Here is a 22,851-nt window from a genome sequence, read left to right on the forward strand (position 1 = left end):
TGGAGACTGACGGGAAGCTGATATCTTAAGAAGGAAGTCCTTCGGCCCGCAGACGTCCGGTTTTTTCGTACACTTCCTGCAGTAGGCGGGAAGGCTGAGTACGAATGACAGGTTTGGCGGCCACAATTTCATTAGGACCGACAACGACAATGTTGTCCACACTGCCCTTAATTACAGCACCGTCTTTGATAACAGCTCCTTCACCGATAATTGCATTTTCAATTACTACGCCCCGGCCGATACGTGCACCCGGCATAATAACGCTTTGCTTAATCATGGTCATTTTGCCGATTTCCACGCCACCGAACACTACAGAGCGCTGCAGGCTGCCTTCGAGCAGGCAAGTTTCATTTACGAGGCAATCTGCTGTTTTGATCTGCAACTGCATACGTGGTTTAACTGCAGCGGGTTTGGTCCGGCGGGCCCGGCTATACATTGGCCACTTCGAGTTGTCGAGCTTGAAGCCGTTATCGGCTTGCAGAAGATCCATATGCGCTTCCCAGAGGCTGCCTACTGTACCTACATCTCTCCAGTAGCCTTCAAAACGGAAGGCAAACAATTCATCATTAGCCTCCAGCATCGTCGGGATCACATCTTTGCCGAAGTCATGGCTGGAAGCCTGATTTGCGGCATCACGGAGAAGATGTTCTTTCAGGTATTTCCACTCGAATAGATAAATCCCCATCGAAGCGAGGTTGCTTTTAGGTACTTTTGGTTTTTCGGCAAATTCAGAAATTTGGAGTTCCTCATTTACGTTCATCACACCGAAGCGGCTTGCTTCATCCCAAGGCACTTCCATTACCGAGATGGTGGCTTTGGCGGATTTGCCGATATGGTAATCCAGCATTTTTCGATAGTCCATATGGTAAATATGATCTGCCGAGAGGATCAGTACATGCTCAGGATTTTGACTGTCAATAAACTCAATGTTCTTATAAATGGCATCGGCTGTTCCAGAATAACTCTCACGGCCTTCAACTCCCGAAGGAAGCAGTCTGACACCCTGATCAGTTGTGCTGTGAAGCCCCCAGGGTTCCCCTTCACCAATATGTTGATGCAAGGAATTAGCTTCGTACTGCGTCAGTACGCCTACAGTGTCGATATTGGAATTCACACAGTTGCTGAGGGGAAAGTCAATGATTCTATACTGTCCTCCGAAAGGGACTGCAGGCTTTGCCATTGTGCTGGTCAGGGGGGCCAATCTGCGGCCTTCACCACCCGCCAGGAGCATGGCGATACATTCTTTTTTACTCATTTGTTATCCCTCCCATTTTTTTGTCAATGCTTGTAATATAAACTCCCCACAAGCGCTTGAAACGACATAGGTGAAATATATTGCGTTACCGCAAGAAAAATTACATGAATATTTTCTTTATTCTGTGAAAGCTTATTTTGCTTGTAAAACCATTTTCAAACGCCCAACATTCGGGTAATGTTATAGGTGCATCCTATATAATAAGGTGGTGATGATTTGCCTGACATACAAGAAGCAGAAAACCTCCCGTCATTTGAAGATATTTACCTGTTCCATGAGGGCACGAATTATCGCAGCTATACGATGCTGGGCGCGCACATTGCCGCTGAAGAAGGAATGACCGGCGTACGCTTTACCGTGTGGGCTCCTCATGCGACATATGTAGGACTGGCTGGTAATCATAACGGCTGGGATGGAACGCAGGACGTGGACTCGTTATATAAGATACCCGATTCAGGATTTTGGAGTCGTTTTTTTCCGGGCATAGAGCCGGGAACTTTTTACAAATACAGGATTGTCGCAGCGAATGGCGACAGCTTCCTTAAAGCTGATCCCTATGCTTTCAAGGCTGAAGTGCGTCCGGCGACGGCATCAGTGGTGGCGGATCTTAGCGGCTACAGCTGGGGAGACGCTGCCTGGAGGCGGCGAAATAAAGCGCCTTACAACGCGCCGATGAACATTTATGAAATGCATTTCGGCACCTGGCGTCAGAAGGAAGACGGAGAATTCTACACGTACCGGGAAATAAGCGATCTGCTGATCCCTTATCTGCTGGAGATGAGTTATACCCATATCGAGTTTATGCCGCTGGCTGAACATCCTTATGATTTATCCTGGGGTTATCAGGGAACCGGATATTTTGCAGCAACGAGCCGTTACGGAGAGCCGCATGAGCTGATGTATTTAATTGATCAGCTGCATCAGGCAGGCATTGGGGTCATTCTTGACTGGGTTCCGGCCCATTTTGCCAAAGATGCGCATGGTCTGAGAATGTTTGACGGTTCACCGCTCTATGAGTATGCGGATCCCATGCTGGCCGAGAAGCCGGGCTGGGGCACGCTTTCCTTTGATTTCAGCAAGCCGGAAATTTCCTCCTTTCTGATTTCAAATGCCTTGTTCTGGTTCGAGCAGTATCATATAGATGGCATGAGAGTTGATGCGGTTACAAGCATGCTGCGGCTCGATTTTGAGAAGCAAGGCCATCAGTTCAGACGCAATCAGAACGGCGGTCTTGAGAATCTTGAAGCCATCCGTTTCATACAGCAGCTGAATAAAGCAATCTTTCAGTATTATCCGAAAGCACTGATGATGGCGGAGGAATCCAGCGCCTGGCCTGGCGTTACGTCACCAGCTCATCAAGGGGGACTCGGTTTCAACTACAAATGGAATATGGGCTGGATGAATGACACACTGGGCTACATAGAACATGATTTCGGGGCACGGCCCTATCATCATAATTTGTTGACCTTCCCAATTTGTTATGCCTATGCCGAGAACTACACGCTGCCGCTCTCTCATGATGAAGTGGTGCACGGCAAGAAATCACTGCTGGACAAGATGCCAGGCTCTTATGAACAGAAATTTGCCGGTCTCCGATTGCTGCTGGGCTACCAGATTACCCATCCCGGCAAAAAGCTGCTGTTCATGGGTGGAGAATTCGGACAATTTATCGAGTGGAAGGATCAGGGGCAGCTCGATTGGCTGCTGCTGGATTATGAAAGCCACCGCGGAATGCTGGCCTATACCGCTGCGCTGAACAAGCTGTATTTGGCGGAAAAAGCATTGTGGGAGCTTGATCATGATATGGAAGGCTATCAGTGGATTGATGCCGACGATAATGACCAAAGTATTGTGTCCTATATCCGCAGAGGCAAGAGGCCCGTAGATACCTTGCTTGTAATTATCAATTTTCAGCCGGTGGAACGGCGTCAGTATCGGATTGGCGTACCCCGCCCGGGAACTTATGAAGAGATATTCAGCTCTGAGGACATTCGGTTTGGCGGCTCGGGTGCCAGCAATGAGCCTATGAAGAGCAGCAAGAAAGAATGGCATAACCAGCTGAACAGCATAGAGCTGACCATTCCGGCACTTGGATTTCTGGTGCTCAAGAAATCCGGCCGCAAGGTGGTCAAACAAGCTTGAAATAGTGGAATTCGTACATTTAAGGGGGAATCTGAATGAAAGTTTTATTTGCTGCAGCCGAAGCCCATCCTTTTGTTAAGACAGGTGGTTTGGCTGATGTCATTGGAGCTCTGCCCAAGGCGCTAAAGGGCGCAGGAGTGGATGTACGGGTGATTTTGCCCAAATACCGGGGAATTCCGGAGAAGTTCACTTCGCAAATGGAGCATGTAGCCGTAGTGGATGTTCCTGTCGGCTGGCGCAATCAGTATTGCGGCATCGAACAGATTATTTACGATGGTATTCCGGTCTATTTTATCGACAATGAATATTATTTTGGCCGTGACGGCATTTATGGATATCTGGATGATGGTGAACGGTTTGCGTTCTATAACCGGGCGGTTCTGGAATGCCTGCCGGCCATTAATTTTCAGCCGGATGTGCTGCATTGCCATGATTGGCATGCTGCGGTCATTCCGATGCTGCTTCAGGGCCATTACCGGCATGATCCGTTCTACAGCGAGATGCGCACTGTCTTTACCATTCACAATCTGCTATATCAAGGCGTGTTTCCTTATTCCGTGCTGGGTGAGTTGCTTGGCCTGGATGACAGCTACTTCAGCGGTGTAGAGTATTACGGCAACGTGAACTATATGAAGGGCGGGATCGTCCATAGTGATCATGTGACTACGGTCAGTCCGACTTATGCGGAAGAAATTCGTACGGCCTATTATGGAAATGGTCTGGATGGCTTGCTCTCTTCCCGCGCAGACAGTCTCAGCGGGATTGTTAACGGCATTGATACCAAGAGCTACAATCCCAACAGCGATCCGCAAATCTTTACACGTTACCGTTCTAATCTGGCGAAGAAGGCTGAGAATAAGCTGGGCCTGCAGCAGGAGTTAGGGTTGCCCGTAGCCCCGTATATTCCGATGGTCGCAATGGTTACGCGACTGGTTGATTCCAAGGGTCTTGATCTCCTGACACGCGTGCTGGATGAGCTGCTGTATTACGATGATATTCAATTTGTACTGCTTGGCACAGGGGACGAATCCTATGAACGCTGGTTCCGTGAAGCGGCATGGCGGTACCCGACCAAGCTGTCTTCGCAGATTCTGTTCAATGACGCTTTGTCGCGCAAAATTTATGCGGCCAGCGATCTGTTCCTGATGCCATCAAAGTTCGAGCCTTGCGGAATCAGCCAACTGCTGGCGCTGCGTTATGGAAGTATTCCTGTAGTCCGTGAGACAGGCGGGCTTAATGATACCGTTCATGCCTATAACGAGGAAACTGGTGAGGGCAACGGCTTCACATTTAAGGATTACAACGCGCATGACATGATGCATACACTGCGCCGGGCTTTATCGTTCTACCGCAAGCCGGAACACTGGAAAAAAGTTACGAAAAACGCTTTTGCCGGTGACTACAGCTGGAACGTTTCCGCACAGCAGTATATCGACATCTACAATAAAATTACACAATAAATAAAGCACAAAGAGGCATTCCTACAGGTCATTAAGACTTTAGGAGTGCCTTTTTTTGATATAAAGATATTCGAGAGGATAAATCTGAGGACAACAGCGATTGGAACAACGGTCCGTTCGCGGAGCGTCCACTCATGTGCTCACGTTGATCCTGCTCAAAAAACGAGGGGTGGCCCAAGCAGCCATTTCATGGCTTATGGGACACCTCCTTTAAATAGGTACATTAACTTGTTGCTTCAGCTTAAATTACGGCATAGAATCCGGTAACCATACGGATCAAGCGAAATATGCATGATCCCCTCTTTCGGGGCAACCGGTTCGCCGGTAAGCGCATCCTGCCAGTCATCGGTTTCCATCGGATGTCTAAGCGTGCGAGGCTCCGGGGAATTGTTCATCCAGACCGTGAAATGAATGATTTCATCCGCACGTTCGTACACGATGCAGGGGTCATTTTCACAGGCCACCAGAATGCGGAATCTGCCTTCTCGAAGGGCTTTGTGCTCTTTGCGGAGGAAGATCATCATCCGGTAAAAATCATACAGCTCGCGGTCCTGCTTCTTTTCATCCCACTCCATGCATTTACGGCAGTCGGGATCCTCTGAGCCTGTCAGGCCGATCTCATCCCCGTAATAAATACAGGGTGTCCCCATAAAAGTGAAGAGGAAAACAACCGCCAGCTTGAGGCGCCGTTTATCTTCGCCGACCACCGTCAGCAAACGGGGAGTGTCATGGCTGCCGAGCAAATTGAAGACCACCTCGTTTGTCTGCTGCGGATATCTCATTAACAGAGCGCCAATCCGCTGTCCGAAGGTGATGCCATCCATACCGCCATTAAAGAATTCCAGCACCGTACCTGAGAACGGGTAGTTCATCACCGAGTCGAACTGATCGCCCAGCAGCCATGTAAGGGAGTCACTCCACACCTCACCAACGATATAGGCCTCCGGATTGGCGGATTTCACCACTTTGCGGAAGTCGCGCCAGAAATGATGATCCACCTCATTGGCAACGTCCAGCCGCCACCCGTCTACTTTGATCTCCTTGATCCAATATTCGGCGACTTCCAGCAGGTAGGCTCTGACCTCGTAGTTTGCTGTGTTGAATTTGGGCATATTGCCAAAAAAGCCGAAAGTGTCATACGTAGGAATACCGTCGGTCACCTCAGCCGGGAAGGAGTTGATATGGAACCAATCTTTATAAACCGAATATTCACCCTTCTCCAGCACGTCCTGAAAAGGCGGGAACTTGTCGCTGCAATGATTGAAGACGGCGTCCAGCATCACCCGTATTCCTCTTCGGTGGCATTCCTCGACTACATGTTTCAGCAGCTCATTATCTCCAAAATGGGGGTCGACTTTTTTATAGTCCACGATGTCATATTTATGGTTGGAAGGGGAGAGGAACAGCGGAGTGAAATATACAGCATTGATACCCAGTTCATGCAGATCATCAAGATGATCCAGCACTCCCTGCAAGTCTCCGCCAAAAAAATTATCCAGCTTCGGAGTTCCGCCCCAGGCTTCGGTTCCTTCCGGATCATTGGTGGGGTCGCCATTGGCGAAACGTTCGGTCATAATTTGATAAAACACCGCATCCTTGGCCCAGTTGGGAACCTTGAACAGATCGATTTGGTGTATATAGGGAAACTCGTAGAAGTGGTTAGGCGGCTGAGGGCATTCCGAACGGATGCCGTTATCAAGCAAATATACATTTTCCTGTCCTTTGCTGACGCGAAAAGTATAGCTGAGCCGTTTATATTTAGGCCGGACCGCAGCCTCCCAATAATCGAATCTGTCGTCGGAGGCGGCTTTTTCCATCATGATTTCATAAAAGGTATGATCCCAATCATATTTATCACCTGTAAGGGCTGCAACACAGTCCACATCGTCACGTTTGGTGCGAACACGCAGATGTATAGTTTTTGTATCGTAGGCATAAGCCCACTTGTCACGGGGAACATGGTACATCGCTTCCAACAGCATGGCCTGCACCTCCTAAAATGTTTGTGAGCACTCTCATCATTGAAAATTACTTCGAACAAACTGACATCGAAAGCATAGCCTATGTTTGTGAGCATTCTCATCATTGAAATCACTTCGAACAAACTGACATCGAGAGCATCCTTTTCACACAGTTTGCATGTTATTACCACTCCAGAGGTCGTTGTGAACCAATTCCGTTTATTCCAGGAAGCAGCTGGAGATAGTAAATAGTATATACTTCATGTCAGGGCGTGTGCAAAATGAGGGAACGTAATGCAAGCTTACACCATATTTTTCTAACGTTGATTTAACGGGCTTTGTCACAAATTTGTCTTTGCATATTCATGCGGAGTGATTTATAATAAATCGGTCAAAGGCACAACTTAGAGTACTAAAACAGGATAGGGGAGATATACAGATGAAAAAATGGGGTAAACTTTCTTTAGGCATGCTGATAGCGGTAGGACTTATGACCGGCTGTGGTACCAATAACAATGATGATAATAAAAATGCAGCATCGAATGGCAACGCGGGCAGCGAAACTGCAGCCAAAACACTGACGCTGGGAACCAGCGCAGAATTTCCGCCCTACGAATTCCATAAAATGATAGATGGCAAGGATACGATCGTAGGTTTTGACATCGAGATTGCGAAGGATATTGCGGCTGATATGGGTGCAGAGCTGGTCATCAGGGATCTTCCTTTTGATTCGCTGCTGAATGAACTGTCGAGCGGAAGAGTGGATATCGTTATCTCCGGACTGAGCTACACACCGAAACGTGCAGAAGCAGTCGGCCTCTCCGATGTTTACTTTAAAGCAGAGCAAGCGGTTGTCGTTCGTGAAGCTGATAAAGATAAATTTGCTACTATGGATGCCCTGAAGAATACCAAGATCGGCATTCAGACAGGTTCGATTCAGGAAGAAATCGCCAAAGAAATTGAAGGGGCGAAACTGACCTCGCTGACCAAAATGACTGAGATTGTTATGCAGCTGCAATCTAACCGTGTAGATGCTTCTATTATGGAAGGGCCTGTTGCCGAATCGTTCGTGAAGAATGTGAAGGGCCTCGTCATTACTGACGCCAAACCTGTGGTAGAGGATGACGGATATGTTATCGGAGTGAAGAAAGGCAATACAGAATTGCTGGATCAAGTGAATGCAACCTTGAAACGTTTGACGGCAGACGGCAAAATTGAAGAGTACGTATCGGCTGCAAGCGACCTTTCCATAAGCAAATAAAGGAAGCTCAGATTCCGGAACTTTCAGAAATAAGGACAGTTATGCAGAGTACAGTTACACTATTCAGAAAATGGCGGTGATCCGCTGTTTTCTATTTTTTTGAAATCCTACAAGAAGACAGGAGGTTAGGCCTGCAATGAATCTATTCGATATGGCATATGAATACCGCAATCTTTTTTTCTCCGGCTTAAAATACACCTTGCTGCTGGCATTGATTGGGGTACTCTGCGGCTTTGTCCTGGGAATTATAGTTTCTCTGCTGCGCATGTCCAAGTGGAGCGTACTGCGGTTTATCGCTACCGCGTGGGTTGAATTTCTGCGCGGTACGCCAATGCTGGTACAGCTCTTTCTCATCCATTACGGCTTAGTAGAATTAGGTCTGGAATTTTCGGCGATTCAGTCTGGTGCGATTACACTCACGATTAACAGTTCGGCTTATCTGGCCGAGATCTTCCGTGCCGGTATTCAAGGCGTGGACCGCGGCCAAATGGAAGCAGCCCGTTCTCTCGGGATGAAACAAGGGATGACCATGCGCTACATCGTGCTTCCCCAGGCGCTGAAGAATGTGCTTCCGGCCATCGGCAATGAGTTCATTACGATCATTAAGGAGTCGTCCATTGTGTCGATGATCGGGGTGGCGGATCTTCTTTTCCAGGCCAGAAATATTACAGCCATTACTTATGAGGGGCTTACACCGCTGATCATCATTTCCATTATGTATTTCATCCTTACATTCACTTTATCTAAGCTGCTTGGCATTCTCGAAAGGAGGCTGAATACGGATGATCGCCGTTAACAACCTGCAAAAACATTTTGGCAAGCTGGAAATCCTGAAGGGCATTGACCTCGAAATTCAAAAAGGCGAAGTTGTGGTGGTCATCGGACCCAGCGGCTCCGGCAAAAGCACCTTTTTGCGCTGTCTGAATCTGCTGGAGCAGCCTACTGGGGGAGAAATCACCTTTGAAGGCGAGTCCATCACAGCGAAGAAACATGATATTAATGTGACCCGTGAAAAAATGGGCATGGTGTTCCAGCAGTTTAACCTGTTCCCGCACAAATCGGTGCTGCAGAATATCATGCTGGCTCCGCTCAAAGTAAAAAAGCAACAGCCGGCGGAAACTGAAAAAATTGCTATGGAGCTGCTGCGGACGGTAGGGCTAGAAGATAAACGCGATGTTTACCCGGCTCAACTTTCGGGCGGGCAGAAACAACGGATCGCCATCGCCCGTGCACTGGCCATGCAGCCGCATGTGATGCTCTTCGATGAGCCGACATCTGCGCTTGACCCTGAGATGGTCGGCGAGGTGCTGGAGGTGATGAAGAAGCTGGCCGAAGATGGGATGACGATGGTTATTGTCACTCATGAAATGGGCTTTGCCCGTGAAGTGGGCGACCGGATTCTTTTTATGGACGGCGGTTATATCGTAGAACAGGGGACACCCGCGGAAGTCTTCGGCCATCCGAAACATGACCGGACCCGCGATTTCCTCAGCAAAGTCTTATAGAAACGCACTAAACGGCCCTTGGAAATAACTCCGGCGGCCGTTTTGCTTTTGGTTAAGACCTAAATGGGTGATATAGTATATAAATATGCTCGATCAACTTGAAGGGGGTACATACAGATGAGCGATGATCTCTGCCGGATAGGCATCATTGATATTGGTTCCAACTCCATTCGTCTTGTGATTTATGATACAACGCGGCAAGGAGGTTACAAAATCATCAAGGAGTGCAAATACTCTGCCCGGCTAAGTGAGAAGATTACAAAAGAGGGCAGGCTCGAGCGGAAAGATATGGACACCATTATTCCTGTCTTGAGCCAGTTCAAGGAGATTTGCAGCGCCTTTGAGGTGGAGAGGATCCGTGCAGGAGCGACAGCAGCCATCCGCAACGCCGCAAATTCTTCCGAGATCATTACATATCTTTCGGAGGCTTCCTCGATTCCACTTGAGGTGATCAGCGGCTATCAGGAAGCTTACTTTGGTTTTCTTGGCGTCATTAATGCCTTTGATGTGCAGGACGGATTCGTGATTGACATCGGCGGCGGCAGTACGGAGGTTACCCTGTTCCTCGGACGGCGCTATCAGCACAGCATCTCCTTTCCATTCGGTGCGGTCAACACCAACCTCATGTTCAGCCACCACGGCAACTGGAACGGCGAACAAGTGAAGAAGCTCCAGGCTTATGTGACCGGCAGGCTGGTCGAGCATGAGTGGCTGGGCACTGGTGCTGGTCTGCCGTTATACGGCCTCGGGGGAACGCTCCGTTCATTAGGCAAGCTGGACCAGAAGATGCGAGAGTATTCCTTGCCGAATTCTCATGGTTATGTACTCTCCAGTGAAACGATAGACCGGTTTATGGAGATACTGCCTGATACGCCTTATGAGAAACGGAAAGATATGGAAGGGTTGTCCAAGAGCCGGGCGGACATCATTGTGTCGGGGCTGGTCATTTTCCATACAGTTTACAACTATATCCGAGCCAGTCAGGCACTCATCAGCGGGGAAGGTCTGCGGGAAGGCATGCTGCATGACCTCTTAAATCCTGAGCAGCCTGTGTGTGACAGCGCGCTGGAGTTCAGTCTGGATACGATTATCCGTTTCGATATCCGCACTTCCAAAAGGCATCTGGAACATATCTGCAAGCTTGCGATGAGTCTGTTTGGTGCATTGGGTCATGAAGGTGACCGCGAAGAGCAGAAGATGCTGATCTATGTCTCCATCATGCTGCACCGTACAGGGTCGAATATTAACTACTACCAGTCGAAACGGCATACACGCTACTGGCTGATGAATTCACCGATCCGCGGTCTTACTCACCGGCAATTGATTCTCAGTGCGCTTATTGCTTCCTACAGCACAAAAAGCCGGAAGCAGAAATTGTCCCAAACACATAAGGACATTTTACTGGCTTCCGACGAGGAGTGGATTCATAAGCTGGGTACGCTCGTACAGCTGAGCATTGCTCTGGACAGCACCGAGATCGGTGTAATCCGCGGATTGAATGCTGAGCTGCACGGCAATACTCTTCATCTGGAGCTTGAGGGTGTAGGTGAGGTGCATATCGGACAGGAAGACATTGAGAACGCCCTAAAAGCATTTAAGAATGCTTGGTCGGTGAAGGTAAAGCTCGGCTCCCTTTCCAATGACTGACCTCCAAAGCGGCTAATTGGCTCCGGAATGGAGCCTTTTTGTCGTCCGGCTGTTCGTAATATCCATTCGGCTGAAGGAAGCTGGCTTTCACGTTATCCTTCAGCGACAGATCAAGGATCTTGACGATCTGCTTGCGGATGCCGCTGTCCAACACCGGACACATCAGTTCTATCCGCCGGGTCAGATTGCGTGTCATCCAGTCGGCGCTGGATAAATACACTTCCGGTTTACCGCCATTCTCGAAATAATAGATGCGTGAGTGCTCAAGAAAACGGTCAACGATGCTGCGGACCGTGATCCGCTCACTCAGGCCTTCAATGCCCGGGCGCAGGCAGCAGACGCCGCGTACAATCAAATCGATGGATACACCGGCCTGTGCTGCACTGTACAGGCTGTCGATGACTTCCTGATTGGATAAAGAGTTCATCTTGGCTATAATCCGTGCCGGTCTTCCGGCTGCTGCGTGCTCGGCTTCGCGGAGAATCAGCTTTTGCAGTGACAGGCTCATGTTGGTCGGAGCGACGATGAAGGCATTCCAGTCATAATTGGCGGAATAACCGGTCATTTGGTTAAATAATTCTGAGGCATCCAGCCCAATTTCATTATTGGCAGTGAACAGGCTGAGGTCGGTGTAGGCCTTAGCTGTGCTGTCATTGTAGTTCCCGGTACCGACATGTACATAGCGGTGCAGCTCGTTCCCTTCCTGGCGGACAATCAGCGTCACTTTGGCATGCGTTTTGAGCCCGATCAGGCCATAGACGACATGGCAGCCGGATTGTTCCAGCTTGCGTGCCCAGGCAATGTTCCGCTCTTCGTCAAACCGGGCTTTCAGCTCTACCACCACGGTAACCTGTTTGCCCGATTCTGCGGCATTGGCCAGGGCGGTGATCAGCGGCGAGTTGCCGCTGACCCGGTACAGGGTCATCTTGATGGCCATGACATGCTCATCCTCGGAAGCCTGAATAATAAAGTCGCCCATCGCATCAAAAGATTCGTATGGATGGTACACAAGCACATCGCGCTCGCGCAGTACTTCGAAGAAATCCTCATTCTCCTCAAATTCCACCGGATATTGCGGTACTATCGGAGCATCAAACAGGTAACTGAAGCCCTTCAGGCTGCCTGCGAATCCCCGCAGGAACCCTAGGTCAAGGGGCCCGTCAATTTCAAAGACAAAATCCTCAAGCTCGAATTCGGCCTGCAGCTGTTCAAGGGCATAAGGATGAATCCCTTTTTGCACCTCAAGCCTGGCGGGAACACCCCGGCGGCGTTTGCGCAGCTCTTTTTCAATCTCCTCTAGCAAATCCTCTGCGCCTTCCTCATCAATCGTCAGATCAGAGTTGCGGGTTAGGCGGAACTCGCTGACTGCTACGGGTTCATAGCCGCTGAATAACGTTTGAATATGATGGCGGATAACATCCTCAATAAAGACGAACTGCCGTTTTTTGCTGTTGGAACGGTGAGGGAGCGGAATGCACCGCGGCAGGTTGGAAGGGATCTGCAGGATGGCGAAATATGGATCCTCTTCCTGGCTGTTCTTACGGGTCAGCACCACGGCCAGATAGATGAACTGGCTATGCACAAGCGGAAACGGACGGCTCTGGTCAACGGCCATCGGAGTCAGAACAGGGAAAATAATGTCGCGGTAATACTGCTCAATCGACAACTCCTGAGCCTGGGTCAGATCCTCATAGTTAACGAAGACAATGCCTTCTTTATGCAAATGCCGGGAGATATCGCGGAAGGTGCGGTATTGGTCGGCAACAATTTTGGTGACCCGCTTGATCAGACGTTTGTACAATCCGGAGGGGGTATAGCCGGTGAAATCCTTTTTCGTATAGCCGGCTCTAATCTGATCCTGAATTCCGGCTACACGCACACTGATGAACTCATCCAGATTGCTGGATACGATCGCAAGGAATTTGGCCCGTTCCATCAGCGGATTGTCCAGATCCTGCGCTTCAAGCAGTACGCGGCGGTTAAATTCGATCCAGCTTAAGTCCCGGTTGAGGTAAGCAGTAGCTGGACTGCTATGGTTGTTTTTTTTCTCTTCTGCGTTCATAGACCCTCCAAGTGTGCTTCAATGTCTTAATAACTTTATCGTATTCTATCATTCTACTATTTGCCGAAGGGAGAATTGTTAAATCTGTGTAAAATTTTCGCGGACAATATCCGAATATCTTAAAAAATCTCTTAATATATTGGAAATATATAATTACTATGTAATAGTATCCCTGTTGTGGAGTGGAGAAGAAGTGAATTCTATCAGAATGGTAACAATTTCTTAGGCATTGGTTACAAAATTGTGATATATTCAATACTGTTAGTTTACAAACTACTGCACTGGATATACCGGCAAAGAAGAAGGTACATACGTCCAGAATTATCTTGGCGCGAGATATTCCCTCACGGGAATCCTCTTGCACCCACTAATGAAGGAGGCAAATATGAAGATCAGATTCAGAGCCATTACAGCCCTTGCTGCTGCCGTTGGCATCAGTACACTGCTGCATGCAATCCCCGCCAAGGCGGACAGCGTACATATTGCAGGAGAAACTACAACCTATTATACACTATCGAACTACTACGGTATTGGTGTAGACGAACTCATGAATGCCAACAAGTCGGTTGCGAGCGTGAATATTTATCCGGGACTTAAGCTCACCATTCCACGTGAGAATCAACTTATTGCCACTGCAGACACCTCGTCCCCAGTTTCCGTCATTTCTACCAGCCTGAACGTGGAGAAGGAATCCAATACAATTCAAGCCTGGGGTAAAGAATTCAACTATGCCAAAATTATTCAGGCCAAAGCTACAGCCTACTCCTCGGCTGCCAGTGAGAACGGCAAATGGGGGGCGGTCGATTATTTCGGCGATGCGCTTAAGCTGGGTACGATTGCTGTAGATCCGAATGTGATTCCGCTCGGCACGAAGGTGCTGGTGACCGGACATTCGCATCCCGGGCTGCCGAAGCAGGCATTTCTGGCCACGGCCACGGATATGGGAAGCGCGATCAAAGGCAACCGTATAGATATCTTTATTCCCGGAAGCCAAAGCTTCGTATCGGATTTTGGATTTCAGAACGTAAATTTATACATTATTGAATAGATTGCTTTAACGGCTCCATGCCGCTATTAAGCCACACTCAAAAGGAAACGAAGAATGCTACAGCTCGTGGCAACTCGTTTCCTTTTTAAATTTTAATTTCAAACGGACACCGTTCCTAAATGGACGGCGAAGCTTTTGCTGGTTATTTATTTTTATCAACCTGAAGCATTTGGGGGACAGTTACAAAAGTGTAGCCCCGCTTGCGCAAGATATTGATAACTTCCGGGAGCGCCTGGATCGTCCCCCGAAGATCGCTTCCCTGGCCGCCGCCGCCGTGCTGCAGCACAATCGCCCCCTTGCCCGCATGGGACAGAATGTTGTTTCTCACCTGTGATTTGGACAATCCCCGCCAGTCTAAAGAATCAACATTCCAATTGATCAGCTTGTAGCCGTGACTTTTTGCCCATTTGATCTGTTGCTCACTTACATCCCCATACGGCGGGCGAATTAATCGTGGCTTGTACCCGGCAAGGGCAGCGATAATATTTTCTGTGCGCACTATTTGTGTCCGGAATTCATTTACACTAAGCTTCCCGAATTCCGGATGATTATAGGAGTGGTTGCCGACAACATGGCCTTCCCTGATCATCCGCTGCACCAGCGCAGGATGTTTCTCCGCCCGGCTTCCGACGACAAAAAAGGTCGCTTTCACATGGTATTTGCGGAGAACATCCAGCAGCTGCGGTGTGAAACGCGGATCAGGAACATCATCAAACGTCAGGGCGATCATCCTGTTCCGGGGCCCCTGGGTCATGATCGTCTCCGGATATTTGCGCATCAGCTGGCTTAGAGACAAAGTTCTGCTGCGTTTTTGCCGCCGGGCAGCCGCTGCGGAAGATGGTGAACCGGGTGCGATAGCCTCAACTTCGTCTTCGGCAGCATTCTGTGGCTGATGTGTTCCGTTCTCTTCCGGCTGCTGCAGAAGGGGAGGAGAGGCTGAAACAAGCTCTGCAGAGGTCACGGGGCTAAACAGAACCATTGTAATTGCTAAGAGAATGAGCAGTTTCCGCCCTTTTAGCAGCTTATCCATTCATCCACACCTCCTATATAACTTCGCTCACTGCGGTTTCTCCCTTGTTATCCCCAAGCGAAGGCTGATTTATGCTGAACTTCCATCCTACAGGTTGAGATTTATTGCCGTGAAAATTACGTGTATACTAATGAAATGGGAGATTCGCTTCCACTATAAATCGGATAACCGGAAAGGTTGGAATCGGAAATGACTGATTTATTCAAACCTTATGAATTGAAGGCCTTAGTTTTAAAGAATCGGATTGTTATGCCCCCGATGTGCCAGTATGCGGTGAACAAGCAGGACGGAATACCAAATGATTGGCATTTCGTGCATTATGTCAGCCGCGCCGTTGGCGGAACCGGCTTTATTATTGTAGAGATGAGCGGTGTGCATCCGGACGGGCGCATCACTAACCACGACACCGGGATCTGGAGCGATGACCAGATAGCGGCCTATCGCAAAATTACGGATGGGGTCCATGCGTACGGCGCCAAAATTGCTATTCAGTTAGGTCATGCAGGCCGCAAGGCGCTGGATGCGGAGCCGCCGGTTGCACCGTCGGCAATTCCGTTCGATGAGAAGTCCAAAATACCTCAGGCACTCTCCAAAGAAGAGATCGCAGAGCTTGTCTTGGCTTACCGTGAGGGCGCGCGCAGAGCAGTGGAAGCCGGTTTTGACACGGTAGAGATTCACGGTGCCCATGGATACCTGATCCATCAGTTCCATTCGCCGCTCACCAACGTCAGAGAGGATGAGTACGGAGCTGATTTGGCACTGTTCGGTGAACAAGTAGTCCAAGCGGTCAGAGAAGTATTGCCCGCAGAGATGCCGCTGCTGATGAGAGTATCGGCCAAAGAATATGTCGAAGGCGGCTATGATGAAGCCTATGCTCTGGACATTTGCCGCCGGTATAAAGACGCTGGCGTAGATATGTTCCATGTATCTTCTGGCGGAGAAGGACCGATCGGCTCTAATGGCGGACCTAACGCAGGTCCGGCGTATCAGGTGGATCTCGCTGAATATATCAGAAGCGGCCTGCAGGTTCCGGTTATAGCGGTAGGACGTCTCGAGAACTACGCAGAAGCCCAGTCCGTAGTTGCCGAAGAGAAGGCGGAACTCGTGGCTATTGGCCGGGCAATGCTCAGTGACCCTTACTGGGCGCTGCATGCTGAGGAAGCACTTGGCGGGGTAGACAAAGCGAATGTGCCGAAACCCTATGAGCGCGGGGTATGGAACAGAAAATAGCATTCTACAAATGTGAAATATGTCACAGATTTTAAACTCCTTCTAGGGCATGGTTAATAAGATTAAATTTGAAGGAGCTTGATAACGTGGCGACAGTTATAACTAACGAGCGGCTGGCTGATGGAGTGTACCACCTTCGGGTTGAAGGGAATTACGGCGGTGAAATGGGTCAATTCTACATGTTGCGGGCATGGGGAGCCTATCCGCTGTTGTCCAGACCGCTTAGCATACATCAAGTAAACGATGACGGTGTCGAATTTCTCTATCATGTGGTCGGGGAAGGAACTGAAATCTTTGCCGGTCTGACACCCGGAGATAACATTGATCTTGAAGGGCCGTTTGGCAATGGCTTTCCCGAAGTTAAGGGGAAGGTTGCTCTGGTAGGCGGGGGGATTGGCATTGCTCCGCTTTATTACTGTGCCCAGAAGCTTCCGGGCAGTGACATTTATTTGGGATTCAGCCGGGAAGCCTTCCGTACGGAAGCATTTCGTCCATTGGCGGCGGAGCTGACGGTCAATGTCGGCGGCCTGATTCTCGACAGTGTTGATTTTACCAGCTATGATCATATTTTTGTCTGTGGACCGCATCCCATGCTGAAAGCAGCGCAATTAAAAGGCTTCGCAGCCGACACAGCCGGCAAAAAAACGGGCGTGTATCTTTCACTGGAGAACCGGATGGCCTGCGGGATAGGCGCATGTCTCGTATGCAGTGTGTCCTGCCGTGACGGGCAGCGCAAGGCATGTGCGGACGGGCCGGTCTTTTTGGCGGAGGAGGTGCTCTTCCATGATTAATTTAACTGAAAATATAGCAGGCGTACATTTCAAGAATCCAATCGTCATGGCCTCCGGCACCTTTGGCTTCGGCCGTGAGTATGGCAAGCTTTATGATGTGTCCATGCTGGGAGGAATCTCCGGTAAAGGTCTTACTCTTAACGCCAAGGCCGGAAACCCCGGTGTTCGCGTCTATGAGACGGCTTCCGGCATGCTGAACAGTGTCGGTCTGGAGAACCCTGGAGTGGAAGGGTTTCTGGCCAAGGAACTTCCATATTGGGAGACACTGGACACTGCACGGATCGTGAATCTTGGCGGCAATACATTGCATGATTATGTGCTCGGCGCCGAGCTGATCCAGCGGGATGCCGAAGCCCGGAGTCTAGCCGGCACAACTGCGGTGGACATGATAGAGCTTAATATTTCCTGCCCCAATGTAAAAGAAGGAGGCATCGCTTTCGGTGTCAAGACTCCTGCTGCACAGGAGGTCGTGCGTGCGGTCAGAGCAGCAACGAAACTTCCGCTCGCCGTGAAGCTGTCACCGAACGCCGAGGATATCGCCGAAATGGCTGAGATGTGCCAGGAAGAGGGAGCAGATGCGGTTTCGCTGATTAACACGATCTCAGGGATGAAGATCGATGTCCGCCGCCGCCGCAGCGTGTTCAATAATCTGTATGCCGGACTATCCGGTCCGGCGATCAAGCCGGTGGCGCTGCGTATGGTGCATCAGGTAGCCAAACGGGTGTCTATTCCGGTAATCGGTATGGGCGGGATTACCTCGGCAACGGATATTATAGAATTTATTATGGCCGGAGCAACGGTTATCCAGGTTGGAACCTATAATTTCATGAACCTGCGGGCAGGCAGTACGCTTGTGGAGGAACTGCAGCAGTTCATGCTAGCAGAGAACATCTCTTCCTTGGACGAGATCCGCGGTATTGTGTGAGCTCTCCCAAGTTTTGCACGTACTGTTTTTCGCTGACCTGAGATATCTTCATGCTTCAAGGTTAATATAATGGGAAGGGGAGATCGGGTTGGTTGCTTATGAGTTCCATCCAGAGGATATTGAACTGTCTGCAATAGCTGTAGGCCGTGATTTACTGCTGCTCATTACCGGAGGGGTCCGCCATATCGGTGCGGCAAGCACCGCATATGTTGATGGTGATAACATCAGCGTATCCACCTCTGCCGTCCCCCATCACAAAGAGCATACAATCAGTGAAGCCATCGCGCTCAAGGTATCAGCTGCACTGGGCAAGACGGTCACGGTGGTTATGGGCATTCATTATGATGATTTGAGCAAAGAGGGCATCACTAAAGTTGTAGAAATCGTAAACAGCAAGGTGGATCAATATTTAACGCAATAAATTTGAAACGATTCTCGACACTCTGCGTAAAAGATACCAAATGAGCAATTAACTTTTATTTTGGAGGAATGAACCGATGTCTATATTTAAAAGATTGCGTGATTTGACCATGTCCAATGTGAATGCGATTATTGACAAGGCGGAAGACCCGGTCAAAATGACGGACCAATATATCCGTGACATGACCGAGGATTTGGAGGATGCCGAGAAAGCGGTAGCTGCCCAGATCGCCATCGAGAAGAAATTCAAACAGCTGTATGAAGAGCAGGAAGCACTTGTAGCCAAGCGCAACCAGCAGGCGCATACGGCAGCCCAAGCCGGCAATGCCGATCTGGCCCGCCGCGCGCTGGAAGAGAAGAAATCTGCTGAAGTCAAGCTGGTGGAGTACAAAACAAGCTTCGATCAGAATAAAGCTTCGGCCGACAACCTGCGTGCCAAACTGGAGGAAATGCGCAAACAGCTCACCGAGATGAAGAACAAACGTGAGACTTTGGTAGCCCGCTTCAATGCCGCCAAGGCGCAAACTGAAATTAATAAGGCAATGAGCGGTTTCAGCTCTGACTCGGCTTCCGCCGGACTGAAGCGCATGGAAGAAAAGATGCTGCAAGCTGAAGCTCAGGCAGAAGCCAGCAATGAGATGAGCTCGGGCAATAAATCGCTTGACGATGAATTCGAGAAGCTGGGCAAGGACCAAGCTGTAGAAGATGAGCTGGCTGCGCTGATGAAGCAATACGACAAACAATAGGATATGGACTAACCGGTCCTAAAGCCGGTGTTCACAGGCGAAGGGGAGACGGAACTAGCAGTTTCTCCTTCGCCTTCTCTATGTGGTCGGATAGAGCAGGCAATCTGAATAAGCGGGGGCTAAAGCAATGGATTTCCAAACTCTGGTGTCCATGGTTGTATGGACGGTGAGCGGCGCAGTGCTTCTATGTGTACTGATGTTCGTGGATTCGCTGTTTACCCGTTATAATGATTTGGAGGAACTGAAGGCAGGCAATATGGCGGTCACAACGCGTTTCGTACTGAAACTGCTGGCACAAGCCTACATATTATCGGCTTCCATTTCCACTTCAAAGGGTCTGGGAGATGCACTTATTGTCTCCGTAGTTTCCTTTGTTCTTTTGTTTTTCCTTGAAAAGACAGTCCGCCTGCTGTTGAGCCGCTGGGGTAAGCTTAATCTTGATTATGGCACCCAACTGGGCAAAATCGGTTATGGATTATTGGCTGGCTCGCTGCATGTAACAGGGGCATTAATTATTGCGGCTTATATACAAGGTTAAATATAACAGGAGGAATGATGGAGTTTGAGTATATGGAAACGTATTGGTAATCTTTTTTCCAAAACAGAAGCACCGGCTGCCCCAAAAAGTATGCTGAATCTCTCCCCGGGGGATATTTGCGAAGTGTCACTGGTTACTTATGAAGTAACGGGACGGACGAAAACCAGCGGCCGCAATGCGGTTGTCTTGACACTCCGCGACGGAAGCAAGATCTCCTATCTGTATATCGAGGAGCGTGAACAGCTGCAGTACAGTCTGTATCAACCGATTGACGGGCGGCTGGATGATCCTGCCGAGGTACCTTCTACGCTGGAGCTGGATGGTTACACGTTCCACCTGGAGGAAGAATACGAAGGGTTCGCAGCGGTAACAGGACAGACGCCGTATACCAATGGCGGAGAGCAGCATGTCTGGCAGTACCAGTCCGATGATTACCGGCTGCTGCGGGTGGAATGGCAGAACGGGCGGTTTATGCTCTATGAGGGCGAAAAAGTCATTCCGGGAGATGTCAAAGTGATCCGGGCTTCGTAATTCAACACCTGTTTTCTGCATCCCAAATGGGGATTAGAGGATACCTTCGCTTCTATAGCGGGTATCCTTTTTGCTTTGTCTCACAAAGCTATGCGGAACGTACCGTGAGCAGACACTCATATCCAAATATCACTTTCCCGGGTCTCATGTTAAAATAGTTCTGTGCCGGAGCAGCAAACAGTAGGCACATGATGCCACACGAGACAATGGACGGAGGGTTCTTATGAATAGCAGACAGGATACGCCGGATCATAAATTTCATCGAAAAGCACTCCAGGTTAAAGAAGCGCAAGCCCGGGTGATTGAATATGCAAAATTGCTGGATGGTGAGGAAGTACTGCTGAATCAGAGCTGCGGGCGTTTTTTGGCCGAGCCGGTGATTGCGCCGCATCCTTTTCCGGCATTTAACCGGTCAGGGATGGACGGGTATGCGCTGATCGCCGGGGATACCAAGGATTGCGGGCAGGACCGCGTGGTCTGGCTGGAAGTCGTGGATGATATTCCTTGCGGAGCTGTACCTGCTGTAAGTATAACGTCCGGAACCGCCGCACGAATTATGACAGGGGCGCAGGTGCCTGAAGGTGCGGATACAGTTGTGATGCTGGAGATCACGGAAACCAGGGAAGCCGATGGCAAAAGTTTTGTCGGACTCCGCAAGCCGCAGCAGGCTGGCCGCAATATCACCCCGCAGGGTTTTGAACTGAAGGAAGGAGAGCTTGTACTTTCTGCAGGAGGGAAGATTGCTGCGGGTGAGATCGCTGCGCTGGCAGCGCTTGGAGTTCATACCGTCAAAGTACTTAGACGGCCTAAGATCGGGATTTTCGCTACGGGTACTGAGCTTTTGGAGGTGGATGAGCCACTTCAACCCGGCAAAATCCGCAATAGCAACTCACCGATGCTGGAAGCGCTGGTGCGGGAGACCGGGGGTGAGCCTGTCATGCTGGGTGCGATCATAGATGACTTGGAGCTGGCCCGGAGCAAAGTGCAAATGGCTCTGGATAGCTATGACATGGTGATCACTACGGGCGGGGTATCGGTGGGGGATTACGATATTATGGGTGATCTGGTCCGGGAGAACAGCGGCGACATGCTATTTAATAAAGTTACGATGCGCCCGGGCAGCGTCACAACAGCCGCTGTTCGCGGAGGCAAGCTGCTGCTGGCACTATCCGGCAATCCCGGAGCCTGCTTCGTAGGTTTTCATCTGTTTGCGCGGCCGGTCATTTCTCTGATGCAGGGGGCTACGCTGCCTTTTTTGCCGGAATGGACGGCTGTGCTTGGCGCAGATTATTCGAAGGTGAACAATTATACACGTTATGTGCGCGCAAGGCTGGAATTCCGTGACGGCTGCTTGTATGCCTATCCGGCAGCAATCGACGAATCTTCGGTCATGGTAACGATCAAGGACAGCGACTGTCTGATTGTCGTTCCGCCGGAAGAGCGCGGCTTAAGCACCGGCGCCAAGGTAAGAGTGCTAAAGCTGCCGGGAGAACTTCAGGGCTGAATGGACTCTGACAGCAATGCGGGAGCGTGCGGGAATTAGAGATCAGGGGTGAAGCAGAAACGTGATGAAGCGGGGCAAGAAAAGAAGTCAAACGGATCATGACTTTGCACGGCTGAATATTGGCAACTCATGGCTAGAACGAGGCAGGAATGGAAAGGGCAAGAACAGCCATACCTGCAGCAGAAATTCAGGCAGGACAAGCCGTTATCGCGCGGGAAGTCCTCGAACAGAAGAGGAATCGACTGGTGGAGGCAGCAAGAGTCCACCTGCCGTATGCCAGATTGTCGGCTATAAAAACAGCGGCAAAACTACGCTGATCTGTGACTTGATTCCGCTGCTGCAGCGGCACGGCTGCACTGTGGCGGTGATTAAACATGATGCCCATGACTATGATATGGATCATCCGGGGACAGATACCTGGCAGCAACGGCAGGCCGGAGCATCCGCAATTGCCATCACCAGCGGCAGAAAGACATCGGTGATCGAGGAACGCAGCAGCAGTTTGGCTGAGCTGATTTCAGCTTTTTCCAGCTATGATTATGTGCTCGTTGAGGGCTTCAAACATGAAGCTTATCCTAAAATAGTACTGGTTCATAACGAAGAAGACCTGAGCCTGCTGAAAAATGCGCAGAATAAGGTCGCTGCCGCATTTTGGGAGGAAATGAAGGACAACGTGCGGATTGAGCCGGGAATCCGGCAATTCAGCATCAACGACAGTGCGGCAATTGCTGATTTTTTGTGGCAGCAACGAATTTATTTTCAAAATTTCAACATATGAAAAATTCACAATAGAAA

Annotated in this window: 20 protein-coding genes; 16 read left to right on the top strand and 4 right to left on the bottom strand. The window is 49.8% G+C overall.

Annotated elements, in window-relative coordinates; all coding sequences use genetic code 11:
• Window positions 1-25: 25 nt before the first annotated feature.
• Window positions 26-1,255, bottom strand: coding sequence for a glucose-1-phosphate adenylyltransferase (locus ACQ76X_RS30440; protein WP_076109559.1), 1,230 nt, complete (start codon window positions 1,253-1,255; stop codon window positions 26-28).
• A 303-nt stretch (window positions 1,256-1,558) separates the two neighbouring features.
• On the opposite strand from ACQ76X_RS30440, the gene glgB reads away from it, so the two are divergent.
• Window positions 1,559-3,397 carry a 1,4-alpha-glucan branching protein GlgB gene (glgB, locus tag ACQ76X_RS30445; RefSeq protein WP_438497533.1) on the top strand — a complete coding sequence of 613 codons (1,839 nt, stop codon included), beginning with the start codon at window positions 1,559-1,561 and terminating at the stop codon, window positions 3,395-3,397.
• Window positions 3,398-3,432: 35 nt separating this feature from the next.
• Window positions 3,433-4,857 (top strand): glycogen synthase GlgA, encoded by a 1,425-nt coding sequence (glgA, locus tag ACQ76X_RS30450; RefSeq protein ID WP_438497489.1) that lies wholly within the window; start codon window positions 3,433-3,435, stop codon window positions 4,855-4,857.
• Between the two features lie 236 nt (window positions 4,858-5,093).
• Here the strand turns inward: glgA and ACQ76X_RS30455 are convergent, their stop codons facing one another.
• Window positions 5,094-6,839 (bottom strand): alpha-glycosidase, encoded by a 1,746-nt coding sequence (locus tag ACQ76X_RS30455; RefSeq protein WP_438497491.1) that lies wholly within the window; start codon window positions 6,837-6,839, stop codon window positions 5,094-5,096.
• Between the two features lie 418 nt (window positions 6,840-7,257).
• On the opposite strand from ACQ76X_RS30455, the gene ACQ76X_RS30460 reads away from it, so the two are divergent.
• The 4 genes from ACQ76X_RS30460 to ACQ76X_RS30475 all read left to right on the top strand — a co-directional run bounded on the left by ACQ76X_RS30460 (window position 7,258) and on the right by ACQ76X_RS30475 (window position 11,231).
• Window positions 7,258-8,079, top strand: a complete 822-nt coding sequence (locus ACQ76X_RS30460; RefSeq protein WP_438497493.1) for a transporter substrate-binding domain-containing protein — start codon at window positions 7,258-7,260, stop codon at window positions 8,077-8,079.
• A 136-nt stretch (window positions 8,080-8,215) separates the two neighbouring features.
• A complete protein-coding gene (locus ACQ76X_RS30465; protein WP_038592845.1) occupies window positions 8,216-8,875 on the top strand; it encodes an amino acid ABC transporter permease in 660 nt (219 codons plus the stop codon).
• The gene (locus ACQ76X_RS30470; protein ID WP_438497495.1) at window positions 8,862-9,584 is read left to right on the top strand and encodes an amino acid ABC transporter ATP-binding protein; all 723 of its coding nucleotides are present in this window, start codon (window positions 8,862-8,864) and stop codon (window positions 9,582-9,584) included. The genes ACQ76X_RS30465 and ACQ76X_RS30470 overlap by 14 nt, the downstream gene beginning before the upstream one ends.
• A 117-nt stretch (window positions 9,585-9,701) precedes the next feature.
• The gene (locus ACQ76X_RS30475; RefSeq protein WP_438497497.1) at window positions 9,702-11,231 is read left to right on the top strand and encodes a Ppx/GppA phosphatase family protein; all 1,530 of its coding nucleotides are present in this window, start codon (window positions 9,702-9,704) and stop codon (window positions 11,229-11,231) included.
• Here the strand turns inward: ACQ76X_RS30475 and ppk1 are convergent.
• Window positions 11,179-13,293, bottom strand: coding sequence for a polyphosphate kinase 1 (gene ppk1 / locus ACQ76X_RS30480; protein ID WP_438497498.1), 2,115 nt, complete (start codon window positions 13,291-13,293; stop codon window positions 11,179-11,181). The two genes, ACQ76X_RS30475 and ppk1, sit on opposite strands and share 53 nt — an antisense overlap.
• A 385-nt stretch (window positions 13,294-13,678) precedes the next feature.
• Between ppk1 and ACQ76X_RS30485 the strand changes: the two genes are divergently transcribed.
• A complete protein-coding gene (locus ACQ76X_RS30485) occupies window positions 13,679-14,341 on the top strand; it encodes a 3D domain-containing protein (protein WP_438497499.1) in 663 nt (220 codons plus the stop codon).
• 142 nt (window positions 14,342-14,483) lie between these two features.
• On the opposite strand, the gene ACQ76X_RS30490 is transcribed toward ACQ76X_RS30485, so the two are convergent.
• The gene (locus ACQ76X_RS30490; protein ID WP_438497501.1) at window positions 14,484-15,371 is read right to left on the bottom strand and encodes a polysaccharide deacetylase family protein; all 888 of its coding nucleotides are present in this window, start codon (window positions 15,369-15,371) and stop codon (window positions 14,484-14,486) included.
• A 189-nt stretch (window positions 15,372-15,560) separates the two neighbouring features.
• Between ACQ76X_RS30490 and ACQ76X_RS30495 the strand changes: the two genes are divergently transcribed.
• From ACQ76X_RS30495 to mobB, 9 genes are all read left to right on the top strand, one after another.
• Window positions 15,561-16,601 carry an NADH:flavin oxidoreductase/NADH oxidase gene (locus ACQ76X_RS30495; protein ID WP_438497502.1) on the top strand — a complete coding sequence of 347 codons (1,041 nt, stop codon included), beginning with the start codon at window positions 15,561-15,563 and terminating at the stop codon, window positions 16,599-16,601.
• A gap of 86 nt (window positions 16,602-16,687) precedes the next feature.
• A complete protein-coding gene (locus ACQ76X_RS30500; protein WP_076109567.1) occupies window positions 16,688-17,392 on the top strand; it encodes a dihydroorotate dehydrogenase electron transfer subunit in 705 nt (234 codons plus the stop codon).
• Window positions 17,385-18,317 carry a dihydroorotate dehydrogenase gene (locus ACQ76X_RS30505; protein ID WP_438497503.1) on the top strand — a complete coding sequence of 311 codons (933 nt, stop codon included), beginning with the start codon at window positions 17,385-17,387 and terminating at the stop codon, window positions 18,315-18,317. Before ACQ76X_RS30500 ends, ACQ76X_RS30505 begins: the two co-directional genes overlap by 8 nt.
• Window positions 18,318-18,405: 88 nt before the next feature.
• The gene (locus ACQ76X_RS30510) at window positions 18,406-18,738 is read left to right on the top strand and encodes a hypothetical protein (protein WP_340897972.1); all 333 of its coding nucleotides are present in this window, start codon (window positions 18,406-18,408) and stop codon (window positions 18,736-18,738) included.
• A 76-nt stretch (window positions 18,739-18,814) separates the two neighbouring features.
• Window positions 18,815-19,483, top strand: coding sequence for a PspA/IM30 family protein (locus ACQ76X_RS30515; protein ID WP_038592818.1), 669 nt, complete (start codon window positions 18,815-18,817; stop codon window positions 19,481-19,483).
• A gap of 127 nt (window positions 19,484-19,610) precedes the next feature.
• Entirely contained in the window at window positions 19,611-20,021 is a 411-nt protein-coding gene (locus ACQ76X_RS30520) for a DUF350 domain-containing protein (RefSeq protein ID WP_438497504.1), read from the top strand.
• 24 nt (window positions 20,022-20,045) lie between these two features.
• A complete protein-coding gene (locus ACQ76X_RS30525; protein WP_076109570.1) occupies window positions 20,046-20,552 on the top strand; it encodes a DUF4178 domain-containing protein in 507 nt (168 codons plus the stop codon).
• Between the two features lie 223 nt (window positions 20,553-20,775).
• Window positions 20,776-22,056 (top strand): molybdopterin molybdotransferase MoeA, encoded by a 1,281-nt coding sequence (locus ACQ76X_RS30530; RefSeq protein WP_438497505.1) that lies wholly within the window; start codon window positions 20,776-20,778, stop codon window positions 22,054-22,056.
• A gap of 64 nt (window positions 22,057-22,120) precedes the next feature.
• Entirely contained in the window at window positions 22,121-22,834 is a 714-nt protein-coding gene (gene mobB, locus ACQ76X_RS30535) for a molybdopterin-guanine dinucleotide biosynthesis protein B (RefSeq protein WP_438497534.1), read from the top strand.
• Window positions 22,835-22,851: the final 17 nt, after the last annotated feature.

This window comes from Paenibacillus sp. IHBB 3054, from assembly GCF_051594305.1.
GTDB lineage: Bacteria > Bacillota > Bacilli > Paenibacillales > Paenibacillaceae > Paenibacillus_AQ.